General features: G+C 37.4%; 7 protein-coding genes. All 7 read left to right on the forward strand.

Annotation, left to right across the window (positions count from 1 at the left end; genetic code table 11):
• Positions 1-15 precede the first annotated feature (15 nt).
• The 7 genes from galE (at position 16) to ACRHOZ_RS12525 (ending at position 13,919) form a co-directional block, all read left to right on the forward strand.
• Positions 16-1,053: a UDP-glucose 4-epimerase GalE gene (gene galE, locus ACRHOZ_RS12495; RefSeq protein ID WP_431126102.1), complete on the forward strand. Its 1,038-nt coding sequence runs from the start codon at positions 16-18 to the stop codon at positions 1,051-1,053.
• Positions 1,043-2,074, forward strand: a complete 1,032-nt coding sequence (locus ACRHOZ_RS12500; protein ID WP_431126104.1) for a LacI family DNA-binding transcriptional regulator — start codon at positions 1,043-1,045, stop codon at positions 2,072-2,074. Before galE ends, ACRHOZ_RS12500 begins: the two co-directional genes overlap by 11 nt.
• A 17-nt stretch (positions 2,075-2,091) precedes the next feature.
• The gene (locus ACRHOZ_RS12505; protein ID WP_431126106.1) at positions 2,092-3,660 is read left to right on the forward strand and encodes a sulfatase family protein; all 1,569 of its coding nucleotides are present in this window, start codon (positions 2,092-2,094) and stop codon (positions 3,658-3,660) included.
• 154 nt (positions 3,661-3,814) lie between these two features.
• Positions 3,815-4,885, forward strand: coding sequence for an aldose epimerase family protein (locus tag ACRHOZ_RS12510; protein ID WP_431126108.1), 1,071 nt, complete (start codon positions 3,815-3,817; stop codon positions 4,883-4,885).
• A gap of 79 nt (positions 4,886-4,964) precedes the next feature.
• Positions 4,965-8,984 (forward strand): hybrid sensor histidine kinase/response regulator transcription factor, encoded by a 4,020-nt coding sequence (locus ACRHOZ_RS12515; RefSeq protein WP_431126110.1) that lies wholly within the window; start codon positions 4,965-4,967, stop codon positions 8,982-8,984.
• 260 nt (positions 8,985-9,244) lie between these two features.
• Positions 9,245-12,403: a SusC/RagA family TonB-linked outer membrane protein gene (locus tag ACRHOZ_RS12520; RefSeq protein WP_431126112.1), complete on the forward strand. Its 3,159-nt coding sequence runs from the start codon at positions 9,245-9,247 to the stop codon at positions 12,401-12,403.
• A 16-nt stretch (positions 12,404-12,419) separates the two neighbouring features.
• Positions 12,420-13,919: a RagB/SusD family nutrient uptake outer membrane protein gene (locus ACRHOZ_RS12525; RefSeq protein WP_431126114.1), complete on the forward strand. Its 1,500-nt coding sequence runs from the start codon at positions 12,420-12,422 to the stop codon at positions 13,917-13,919.
• Positions 13,920-13,922: the final 3 nt, after the last annotated feature.

Below are 13,922 nucleotides of genomic sequence, written 5' to 3' on the forward strand. Positions count from 1 at the left end.
AAACACAATCGCAATATGAAAACCAAGATATTGGTGACAGGTGGCACAGGGTATATAGGATCACATACTGCGGTTTCACTTATTGAATCTGGCTATGAGGTTGTTCTAATTGATAACCTATCCAACTCTTCCAAGGAAACAGTCGTTGGAATCCAGGAAATAACAGGTACAAAACCTAAACTTGAAGTTGTCGACCTGACCTATAAAAAGCAATGCGCAGATGTTTTTGCCAAGCACAATGATGCCAAAGGGCTCATACATTTTGCTGCGCTTAAAGCAGTCGGTGAGTCAGTAAAAAGACCCTTGCAATACTATTATAACAATTTGTCCTCGCTTATGAACACACTTGAGTGTACTGTAGACAATCAAATAAACAATTTCATCTTTTCATCTTCGGCAACAGTTTACGGTAAACCGGATAATGTTCCAATTTCTGAGGATTTTGAAATGAAGAGACCTTTCTCGCCTTATGGGAACTCAAAAAAGATTGCGGAGGAAATCATGGAAGATTTTATTGTCTCAAATGATTCGCTATCCATTATCTCATTAAGGTATTTTAATCCAATTGGTGCTCATGAATCTGGAATAATAGGAGAACTTCCCACGGGTACACCAAATAACCTGATGCCTTACATTACGCAAGTCGCAGCAGGTGTTAGGGAAAAATTACTTGTATTTGGGAACGATTATCCCACACGAGATGGAACCCCAATAAGGGACTATATTCATGTGGTTGATCTAGCGGAGGCCCATCTTAAAGCTTTAAAGCGATTGCTTGATAGAGAAAATGAAAAAACAATGGAAGTTTTTAACCTAGGATCCGGAAAAGGGTACACAGTGTTGGAAATCATTCATGCATTTGAGAAAGTTTCTGGAAAACAACTGAATTATGAAGTCACCGCAAGAAGGGAGGGAGATGTTCCAGAATTGATATCATTGCCAGATTTGGCTAACATAAAACTTCAATGGAAAGCAAAACGTGACTTGTCGGAAATGGTAAAATCTGCATGGGAATGGGAGAAAAAAATAAGAACAAAGGTCAATGGCGAATAACAGAACAACTTTACGTGAGCTTTCTCAATTGCTGGACCTTTCAATATCAACCGTGTCCAAAGCTCTTTCTGATAGTAAAGAAATAAGCGAAAAAACAAAAGAAAGAGTAAAGGAAACAGCTGTAATCTATAATTACAGACAAAATAAATTGGCCTCTTGTTTTAGAACAGGATCAACCAAAGTAATAGGTGTTGTTGTACCTACATTGACAGATATATTCTTTTCCGAAGTTCTCTCTGGAATTGAAAGGTATTTATCAGCAAATGGCTATGCTATGATGGTAGCGGTTTCCGATGATTCAATATCAAAAGAAGCAAAGGTTTTAAAGTCGTTAAGCAACGGTTTTGTAGATGGTCTTATTATAAGCAATGCTCAAGAAACACTTGTTAAAGCTTCCAATAAAAGTATGTCCGTACCTATTAATGATGGCATTCCAATGGTTCTTTTTGGCAGAAAGAATCCAATGGTTAAATGTGACCAAATCTTGAATGACTTTTCAACGGTTTCATTTCAATTGGTTGAATATCTGCACAGAAGTCAAAAATGTAATAACATAGTTGCAATAAGCACGGAAGATGATATCATAAACACAAGGGCAAAGATTGATGGTTTTAAACAGGCATTGAATTTTTTTGGACTATCCCATACTTTAAATTCAGTCTTAATTTATCAAAAGGCCGATTTAATCAATAAAATTTCTGAAGTCATTGAAGAAGGAAAATTTGATGGGATACTTTGTTTAGACTATGCAAGTTATAATTTATTGAGTGGAATTTTAACTGGACTTTCCGCTGAAGTTTTTGATAATATTCAAGTTGCTACTTTTGGTAACATAAATTTATTGAAACGTCTTCCCTGCGCTTCAATTGACCTGCAAGCTAAAAAAATTGGGAGAATTACCGCAAGGACGCTACTTGATCGAATTAAAGACAGAAAGATAAATTATAATGGAACAAGATTAATAAAAGGCAATTTGTTGAATCACAAATTGACTATGGATAATGAACTAAGACTATATTAAGCAAAAAACATAGCGCAATGATTGTTGGTGGTGAAATACCCAAAAAAACAAGGGTTCACCTGATTTTTATAAAACATATATTTCTACTCTCTTTCCTTTCAGGATGTTTGAGAGTTGATATGGCCATCGAGGAATTAAAAAAGCCCAATATCGTAATTTTTTATGTCGATGACTTGGGATATGCGGACTTGAGTTCTTATGGAGCCTTGGGTGTAAAGACCCCGAATGTGGACAATCTTTTGGTAAATGGTTTAAAATTTACCGATGCACATAGTCCAGCTGCAACTTGCACACCTTCAAGATATTCACTCTTGACAGGTGAATATGCTTTTAGGAACAAAGCAAAAGTTTTATCCGGGGATGCACCATTGTTGATAGATACAGCGAAGGCTACCTTGCCAAAGATGTTGAAAAGAGCTGGGTATACCAATGCTGTTGTAGGAAAATGGCATTTAGGATTGGGTGCTGGCAATTTGGACTGGAATATAAATGTTATCCCTGGGCCATTGGAAATTGGTTTTGACTACAGTTTTTTGCTTCCTGCCACAGGAGATCGAGTGCCTACGGTTTATTTAGAAAACCATAAGGTATTGAACTTGGACAGAAGCGACCCAATCTGGGTGTCCTATAAGGCCCCTACTAAAAAGACAAAGGCGTTGAATGCCTCTGATTCGATCCGTTATAGTTCAGATTCTGACCATAGTCAAACTGTTATTAATGGCGTTGGGCGCATAGGCCTGATGAAAGGAGGTAAAACAGCCATTTGGAAGGATGAGGACTTTCCTGATGTATTTACAGACAAGGCGATTAGTTTTATCAAGAAGAACCAAGAGAATCCTTTCTTTCTTTTCTTCTCATTCCACGATATTCATGTGCCAAGATTACCAAACGAAAGGTTCCAAGGTACGAGTAAAATGGGCCCGAGAGGTGATGCAATCGTACAAATGGATTGGATGACGGGAAGAATAATGGAAGAGCTAAAAAGGCTTGGTCTTGAAAAAAATACCTTGGTGATCTTTACAAGTGACAATGGACCAGTTTTGAACGATGGTTATGACGATTTTGCTGCAAAAATGCTAGGGGAACATGTTCCTGCCGGCGAATATCGTGGAGGCAAGTACAGTGCATTTGAGGGAGGTACACGAGTACCAACCATAGTCTATTGGCCAGGTTTTGTTAAACCAGGGGAGAGCGATGCTCTTATTAGTCAGGTCGACTTTTATGACTCACTACGTGGATTGTTAGATGTAGCTATAAAAGAAGGTTCAGCTCTAGACAGCAAAAACCTAATCAAAGCACTTTTAGGACGAAGCAAGACTGGCAGAAAGTATCTTTTGGAAGAATCCTTCACTTTAAGTCTAAGAACCAAAGATTGGAAATATATACAGCCCATATCTTCTGTAAAAGAATTCCCCAAATGGCTATGTTCAAAAGATATTGAAAGTGGTCTTGATACTATTCCCCAACTTTATAATATGATTATTGACCCTAGTGAACAGGTTAACGTGGCTATGCAAAATGAAGAGGTGGTTCGTGAATTACAGTATGAACTGGAAAGGATTGTCAATAGAAATAAAATAGAGTAGGCCAAAATAAAGGATAAGATCCTCAAATTAAAATTTTGCAAAATCTTTAAAGACTTGATCTGTATGTTTGAAAATGGACAAAGAAAAAAATAATGACCCTCTAGGGTTACCGCAAGTTATGTCAATAAGCATAGTTTTAATAACCATTTAGGAGATGATACAAGATGAAATCAACTATTTAAAAAGAGAGGAGTTCAGAACAAAGATCGACGGATTGGATGTAGATCTTTTTGTTCTGGAAAATAATAACGGATACGTTGCTGAGTTTACCAATTATGGAGGTCGGTTATTATCTTTATGGGTGCCAGATAAAGATGGAGCTTTTGAGGATATTATCTTGGGTCCTTCATGTATTCAGGATGCTCAAAAGAACGGTTTTCAATATTTTGGAGCTATTATTGGGCGCTATTGCAACAGAATCAAGCGGGGTAAATTTACGTTGAACGGAATCCCTTTTGAATTAAGTATTAATGATAAAAAAAATCATTTACATGGAGGTAAAAAGGGTTTCAACAATGTTGTTTGGACCGTTGATTATAAGGATAAACAAAATTTACGATTGAGCCATGTTTCCAAAGAAGGGGAAGAGGGATATCCGGGACGTTTGGAAGTAAAAGCAAATTTTAGCCTAACCGACAAAAACGAATTGCAGATACAATTTCGAGCATCAACGAATACTAGCACCATTGTTAATCTGACCTACCACCCATTTTTTAACTTAAAAGGTTGTGAAAGTGAAGATTTAAATAGTCATTTTATACAAACCAATGCTTCAAGGTACATTCCAATTGATAATGAATCAATACCAATCGGCTCAATTGATAGTGTAAAAGGCACTCCATTTGATTTTGGGCAACTCTCTTCTCTTAAAGATAGAATTGACATGCGCCATACTCAGATGAAAAGGGGAAATGGTTTTGATCATAGTTTGGTTTTGGACGGACTGGATTATAAATATAAAAAGGCCTTAACGGTATTTGAATCGCATACAGGAAGGATAATGGAAATTTTTACCAACCAACCTGCCATTCAATTTTACTCTGGAAATTTTCTAAATGGAACTATAAAGGGGAAAAGGCAATCCATTTATAAAAAAAGATCTGCGCTGTGTGTTGAACCACAGGGCTATCCAGATGCCCCAAATCACCATAATTTTCCATCTACAGTTTTGAACCCAGAAGAGGAATATTGTTCCATGATTACCTATAAATTTTCGGCGTCCTGATAAAAAAGCTTAAATTCTGTAGAGATTTGGGTTCTAGGTTTATTGAATCAAATTGTACAATTGGCAAAAAATAAATGACATGTGGCTTCTAAGAAATGGACTTGTCTTTTTTGGGTGCCTTCTTTTTTTAACTGGGGCGCACCCACAGGATAGCTCTGGCCTGACTCAACCTATTTTTGATAAGATAGACCGCTCCAATGGTCTTTCGAACAATCGAATCAACTCAATTGTGAAGGAATCTAATGGGTTTGTTTGGATTGGGACAAATAACGGCCTTAACCGTTATGACGGACTTGATGTGAAAATATATAATCAACAAAATAGTAACCTAAATTCAAATGATATCACCGATATTTTAATTGACTCTTCCCATAAAATGTGGGTTGGTACGAGTGATGGAGGCTTGCACCTTTATAATAGTACAAATGATGATTTTGAAGTTTTCAGGAATGACCCAGATGACAAAGCCTCGATTTCTTCTAATAGGATCAATGTCCTTTATGAGGATTCCAAAAAAAATATTTGGATAGGCACCCCGAACGGGTTTTGTCTTTTAGACAAAGGAACTGGAAAATTTGTTTCCTGGTTGAATAGCTTTTCAAGTGGAGTTACTTGCTTTTTGGAAACTGAACATGGTCTTCTTATCGGAACATTTGGCAACGGGCTTAAGTTGTACAATGAAAACAAACAGATCCTTGAAGATATTTTGTTGGACGACCCACATTTAAATTTCATACATGTAATCACCGCACTCAATAAAGATGAATTTCTGATTGGAACCAGTGGAGCAGGTCTATTACTATTGGATATTGAGAACAGAAAGATTTCTAATTTTCTTGATGGCAGACTGAATTTTAATAAGAACATCAACATCGTTCGAACCATAAAAAAAGATGTGCAGGGGAATTTTTGGATTGGAACAGATGGTAACGGACTGCTAAATATCATTAATTCAAATAGTAATCCTACTGTTAAATGGCATACCCACAATTCGCAGGTTACGTCTTCACTAAGTGGAAATGCAATATATGATGCGTTTGTGGACGACAATAACAATATTTGGATTGGGACCGCTTGGAATGGTATAAATTATTTGGACAGAACTAATAGTTACAACATTGTTTTAAGTGATATTAATGGGGAAAGTACCTCTCCAGTATTGTCAATATATAAAACGGGCGACACGTTCCTTATGGGACTTGACGGAGATGGCCTGACAATACATGACAACACTTCAGGAGCTACACGTCTATTGAAAGAAAATGAACTGGGCGCTAGCTATGTTCAATATATTACGGAGGCTTCGGACGGCACCTTTTGGCTAGGCACTTTTACAAAAGGTTTGATAAATATTGATTCAAGGGGGAGATTGTTGAAAAAGTTTCAACATGAGGATGAACAAAGTCCACTAAAATATAATGACATCAGATATATTGTTGAAGACAATGAAAATAACTTTTGGATTGCTTCGTGGGAAGGAGGGCTAAGCTATCTAGAATCTAATACCAATACATTTACCCATTATTCCAAACAAACAGGAAGTAAGAATTCTTTGAGCAGTAATAATATAGTTTCACTCGAAAAAGACGGTAAATATTTATGGATAGCAACATTCGGAGGGGGTGTGAATCTAATGGATACTGAAACAAAGGAGTTTCAACATTTTAGGTATGATGAAGACAGTGAAAACTCAATAAGTTCGGACAATACTTTCTCTATCCTCAAAGACTCTAAGGGTTTTTTATGGATTGGTACAGCTGGCAATGGTGTCAATCGTTATGACCCCAAGGAAGATTGTATGGAAAGGTTTGATGGCCATGAAGCACTAAGATATGCTTCCGTGGTATCCATTGTAGAGGATAACTATGGAAAAATATGGTTCGGAACTAAAGATGGGGTTTTTAATTTCGATTATGATAAAAATAAATTTGCGAGCTTCCCAAGTTTGCATGATGAGTTTCATATAAATTCTGCCTTTGTCGACAATTCTGGTACGCTTTATTTTGGAGGGTTGCAAGGTGTAATGTCATTCAACCCAGTTAAATTATATAATCCCGAACAGCCTCCTGCGGTCATTATTACAGATTTTAAATTGTTCAATAAATCCGTTCCAATAGAGAAATCAGGGATTCTCCAGAAAAATATTTTATTGACGGATAAAGTGACTTTAGGATATGATCAGGATGTCATTTCTTTTAATTTTTCCGCTTTACAATTTCCATTTGCATCCAGAATGGAGTATGCGATAAAACTGGAAAATTTTGATTCTGAATGGCGGGATATTGGAAGCGAACGGAATGCTACATATACAAACCTTCAGAGTGGAAACTACACATTTAAGGTAAAAAGTAGGGAAAAGGGAATGGAATGGGGGGTTAATGAAGCTTCAATTCAAGTTGAGGTCCTTAAGCCTTTTTGGTTTGAATGGTGGGCCTATATGCTCTACGCTCTGTTATTTTTGTTGGTTCTTTATTGGTTGCGCAGGTACACTGTTGCCTGGGAAAGAATGAAAGCGAATTTAAGACTAGAACAAATCACTAATGAAAAAAATGAGGAAGTACACAATATAAAGCAACGTTTTTTCATGAACATATCTCATGAAATTAGAACGCCGTTGACCCTGATTATGGGTGCTCTCAATGGACTGGGCAATGAATCCCTTTCCCTGAAAGACCAAAGACGTCTTAAAACTGTGGACAGAAATGCAACGAGATTAATCAATCTGATGGAAGAATTGCTCAACTTCAGAAAACTTGAGGCTGGATCCATAAAATTGGAAGTTTCTGAATATGATATAGTAGGTTTTATCAGGGAAATCTACTTGGCCTTTGGCCAACAAGCGATAGATAAAGGCATTGACTTTCAATTTATTACTGCAAATGATAGAATCCCGCTTTGGTTTGATAAGAGGCAGTTGGAAAAGACCATAATAAACATTGTCTCAAATGCCTTCAAATTTACACCCCAAAAGGGTAGAATTAAAATAGGGATTACTACCCAAAAAAAACAAGTTTTTATTAGAATATCAGATACTGGGGATGGTATTCCTGAAGAAAAACTATCAAATATATTTAATCGTTTTTATCAGAATACTGTTACCGAGAAATCAGGTTTTGGAATCGGGCTTTCAATCGCCCATGAAATCATTAAGTTACACCATGGTCAGATAAAGGTAGATAGCATGGAAGGTAGAGGAAGTGAATTTACAATCATCCTTTCGATGGGCAAAAAACACTTTCCTTCGGAATCCATTATTGAGAACTCACTTCCACTTCCAGCATTTTTTGTAGGGGAAGACAATGCCGATGAGCCGTTTGAAATGATTAGTTCGGATTCTGCGCAGACTATTTTAATTGTTGAAGATCATGAAGAGTTAAGGAGATATATTAATGAGGTATTGGATGCCAACTACATAATTGTTGAAGCTTCTAATGGTAAAGATGGATTAAAGGTTGCTCTTGAACAAGTTCCAGATTTGATAATTAGCGATATCATGATGCCAGAGATGGATGGAATGGAATTTTGTAAGATATTAAAAACAAGTGTTGCAACAAGCCATATTCCCATTATTCTACTTACGGCGCTTACCTCAATGGATGATAAACTAAGAGGCTATGATATAGGTGCGGATGACTACGTAACCAAACCATTTAATGAAGAACTGCTCTTAGCAAAAGTAAAAAGCATACTTCAAAATAGGGAATTGATAAGAAGGAAATTCAACGCTGATGGATTGATTTTGCCAAGAGATCTCGCTTTGACAAGTACCGATCAAGAGTTTTTGGAAAAACTTACGGAATTAATTGAAGGTAACCTTGATGCCCCAGATTTTGGAGCAAACCAACTTTCAAGAGAAATGGGTATGAGTCATTCTGTTTTATACAAGAAAATTAAGGCCTTATCTGGCATGAATATGGTTGAATTTATAAGGGATTATAAACTAAGGATTGCGAAAAAACTTTTGGAAAACCAATCCAATTCAGTTTCAGAAGTGTGTTATAAAGTAGGTTATTCGGATAGAAAATACTTCAGTAAGCTGTTTAAACAAAGATTTGGTGTACCTCCTTCTAGTTTTCTAAGAAAGACAGAAGAATCCTAGCATTTTACTCAAATAGATGTTCAGTTTTATATACAGATGGGTTCTGGTGTTCTAATGAACATTGGCAGGTGGTAAAAATGAATTCGACCCCCTTATTAAATTGAATCTTTCCCCTCTGTATTTTTCCGTATAAGGTTAATTGCAGACAAGTTTTGAGTTAGTTAGTTCTTAAAAGGGAACATTCATCAGATGAATGTTCCCTTAAGCTGACTAATTTAAGAAGATTAAGTAAACCACATACAGAAAACTAACTGAACATTATGAAAAAAAACAAACGTATGATTAATGCACCCATAAAACCGAATACAGGGTTTTTGAAAGTCTTATTTTTAATTGGATTGTGGATAGTTGGGCATTCAGTTTATTCAAATCCGATAAAAATGGAAGTTCAGGGTAAGCAATTGACCCAGATGGAGATAAAAGGAATTGTGCAAGATGAATTAGGAAGCCCACTTCCTGGTGCTAGTGTTATCGAAAAAGGGACAACAAATGGAACTCAAACAGATTTTGATGGTAATTTTTCTTTGGTAGTTTCGAATGGTAATGTCACGTTGGAAGTTTCTTATATTGGATTTGAAACGAAGGAAGTCTCGATTAATGGCCAAGGTAATATAATAATAAATTTGAAGGAAAGCACTTCACAACTAGACGAAGTGGTCATAATAGGTTATGGTTCAACAACATTAAAAGAATCTACTGGTGCTGTTGCGAACGTTAAGGTTGATGACATTAGACAGGCAGCAAATACTTCTGTTGATCAAATGCTACAGGGCAGGGTAGCAGGATTGAATCTAGGGTTAAGTACTGCTCAGCCAGGTGCAAGAGTAAGCGCAAATATTAGAGCGGATATTTCTCCCAGAGGTAGTGGAGAGCCACTTTATGTTGTTGATGGTGTGCCAATTATTAACAGTTCCCCTGAACCAGGCCTTAATGATTCAGATTTGGGTTTCTTCGGCGGGGTAGATAGAAGTCCATTATCAACAATAAACCCAGCTGATATTGAGTCTGTTGATGTGATAAAAGATGCTAGTACCACTGCCATTTATGGATCTGCTGCAGCAAATGGTGTAATATTCATTACAACAAAAAAAGGTAGAGTTGGAAAGGCGACAGTTGACTATAGGGTTACAACAACAGTGCAGACACCTAAAGATTACCTAGAATTTCTTAATGCCGAAAACTTTATGAGGCAGCACAATAGGCTAGCTTTCGACAGGTATCTTTTTGACAACAAATTTGCCCCATATGGATCACAAAACGCTCCAGAAGATGGATTTGTTCCCTTTTTTAGCCAGAGTGATATCGAAAATGCTGGTCAGGGAGTGGACTATGTGGGAGCTTTGATTAAATCCGGTTTCATTCAAGAGCATAATCTGTCCATAAATGGAGGAACAGAAAATACTCGGATATACTCATCATTTAATTTTTATGACAACGAAACAATTTTAAAGGGATCTGATTTTCAAAGATTCACTGCAAGATTCAATCTTACCCAAAAACTTGGGGAAAGATTCAACTTAAATTTGAAAACTAACCTAAGCCAGATTAACAGTAATAATGCGTCCACAGGGGCTAATGGAGGTGGTAGTGAGAAGTTTAACATGTTGCAATCCGCTTATGCTTTTGCTCCAACAATTCCAATATTAGAAGAGGATGGGAGTTTCTCTAGAACTTACAACACTCTTATTGTTAACCCTCTCGCATTTCTGACTATAGATGATGAGTTGCGTACCAATAGATTTTCCATTACACCAAATTTGGATGTTCAATTGTTCAATGAGCTTACCCTGTCCTTGGTAGGAAGTATGGATAGAACAACATCCACAAGGAAATTTTTTATTCCCTCGATAGCGGAACATACCCTTCTGCCTAATGGGATGGCTCAGTTGGCGACAAATAGAAATGACGCCTACACAGGTGAAGCTTTTTTAACTTATACAAAATCATTCGGTAAAAGTACATTATCCGCTGTGCTAGGTGCTGGCGTATATAAAACTTTAGGTGATGGCTTTAGCCTACAGGCGGTTGGATTTTTTACAGATGCGCTTGGTTTCGACAATGTTGGTATTGCGGATGAATTGCTAAGGAACACACAAGATTCTTTTAGTTTTGAAACAAGTAGACTTTCGCAGTTTGCTCGGGTTAACTATACAATAAATGGGAAGTACATTCTAAACGGAGTTGTAAGACGGGATGGGGCAAGTAATTTTGCAACAAATAACAAATGGGGTGTTTTTCCAGGTATTTCTGCAGCCTGGAGGATTAGTGAGGAACCATTTCTCCAGGATTCAAAAATCACTAATCTCAAACTTCGAGTTGGTTATGGAGAAGTTGGTAATGTTGTTCTAGCAGATAATGCACTTCAGCTATACGGTATAAGTGGTGAATTCACCTTCGGCAATGTTGTCCAGCCAGGGGTTGTGCTATCACAAGTTGCCAATCCAGACTTTAGGTGGGAGACAAATACCAGTATTGATCTTGGGCTGGATTTTGGGTTTTTTAGCGATAGAATTAGCGGTAGTGTAGAAGTTTATGAAAAGAAGGCAAAGGATTTAATAGATTTTGATCCGCTACCTTCAAACAATGCAGTGGGCAGAATTGTTACGAATGTCGGTTCTACCCGTGCACGGGGAATCGATGTAGCCCTTACAACGACCAATATATTAACCAATAACTTTGAGTGGGCAACAAATTTTACATTCACCTCAAGTAGGGCTGAATGGTTGGAACGCAATCCAAATGTACCACTTCCCAATTATATTGGAGAAAATGATGACTTAAACGCTATATACGGCTGGCAAACTGATGGAATAATTAGATCGCTTGAAGAAGTTCCAAATCACATGGCTGGAGCTTTCCCCGGTAATATCAGGTTTGTAGATCAAAATAATGATGGAATTTTGGATGAAAATGATGTTGTTAACCTTGGAACTTGGGGACCGAGGGTCAATTTTGGTTTAGGAACAAACTTTAGATATAAGAACTTCACCTTAAGTGCGTTTGCTTATGGTAACGCCGGTGCTCCAAGAGGATTCGGTTTTTTTCCGAATACATTTAGACTTTCAAACTCCACGCCTTCAAATACGCTTACTAGTGCAAGAGATGTATGGTCTTTTGACAATCCAGACGGAATTCTTCCTGGCATAGCCTCAAATCCATTCGCTGGAAATAATCCTACCGGAACAACAGACTTTTTGTTAAAAAAATCTTGGTTTTTGAGGATAAAGAACATAAATCTTGGATACAATCTTCCAATTTCTCAAAACTCTGGTATACCATTTCAAAAAGTAAGGGTATTCCTAGATTTTCAGAATGTAGCATTATTTACAAATTTCGATGGATTTGATCCGGAACTGAATGCAACGAACCCTTTCCCTCAAGCTCTTTCATCTACCTTGGGGGTTGACATCCAATTTTAACTCAAAAAAAATAATTATGAAAAACAAATTAAAGTATTTCCGATTTTTCATCTGCTTATTGCCCTTGTCATTTTTAAGCATGGGTTGTGAAGATGAACTGGATTCCAAAGTATTTAGTGATCTGACGCCTGAAAATTTTTTTCAGACTGAAAATGATTTCAATGCGGCTTTGGTTGCATTGTATAGCTCATTTTCTATAGACTGGGGCGGGCAAGACCCGGGAATAGGTATATGGTACACTTACCTATACAATGCTAATAATAGAACCTATTTATTACGAAGTGAGCTTACAACTGACGAGTTATATAATGATTGGGATGCAAACATCCTAAACTTTACTTGGGGACCAGCAACCTATTCGGGCACAGGCGCTTCCACCTATTCAAGAATTAGATATGTAGCAAGGGCAACAGATGTAATTGACAAAATCGAAAATTCTTCAGTTGATGATGTTGTTAAAAATAGATACCTGGCAGAAGCTAAGACCTTAAGAGCTTGGCTGATGTATATATTATACGACTTCTTTGGGGCTGTTAATGTTAAAGTAGATCCTTCGACATTAAGCGATATTGCTATCACACCTAGATTATCAGATGAAGACTATACAGGAGTCATAGAACAAGATTTATTGGATGCAATTAACACAGATGAATTACCTGAAAAATATAATGGTACTTCAGATTGGGGAAGGGTCTCCAAAGGTGTGGCAAGGGTACTATTGCTCAAATTATATATGCATCAAAAAGAATGGGCAAAAGCGGAAACAATAGGTAAAGATATTATTAACTCAGGTTCCTATGCGCTTTTAGCAAACTACGAAGATGTCTTCATTGAAACGGGAAATAACGAGCTTATTTACTCTATTGCCAGCAATGAAGCGGTTCCCAATTGGTATATGCAGCATTTGTTCCCAGGAAATTATGCGAAAGGTTTTGCCGGATCCAAATTAATTGAACGTGGTGGTGGATGGTATGGTTATTCTATGCCCTGGGAGTTTTATGATAAGTTCGAAAATGGTGACCTAAGAACCAACACAATTATTACTGAATTCGAGAGTGGCGGTGGTGACCTTGTTGATCGGGACAATGGGTTGCGTGGTGCAATACCTTTAAAATATACAAGCATAGAAGGACAAGGAAGCGGTCCAAGCTATTCCATAGATTGGGTAATTTTTAGATATGCAGATGTTTTACTATCGGTAGCAGAGGCCATAAATGAACAACGGGGGCCGTCCGATGCGTACCAGTATGTAAATCAGGTACGAGACCGAGCAGGAGTTTTGCAATGGAATGGTATGACGCAAGAAGAATTTAGAGATGCCATTTTGGACGAACGAGGACGCGAGCTCTTTTCTGAAGGCCATAGAAGACAAGATTTGATAAGACATGGAAAGTTTATTGAAAAGGCTATTGAACGAGGTGCTACCAGCGCAAGTTCAAAACATCTTCTTTTCCCAATACCGGCCGAAGTAATTCTGGAAGGTGGTGGCACAATAGAGCAAAACCCTGGATATTAATGG

It is taken from the genome of Flagellimonas flava, from assembly GCF_050617915.1.
In the GTDB taxonomy this organism is placed as follows: domain Bacteria; phylum Bacteroidota; class Bacteroidia; order Flavobacteriales; family Flavobacteriaceae; genus Flagellimonas; species Flagellimonas flava_A.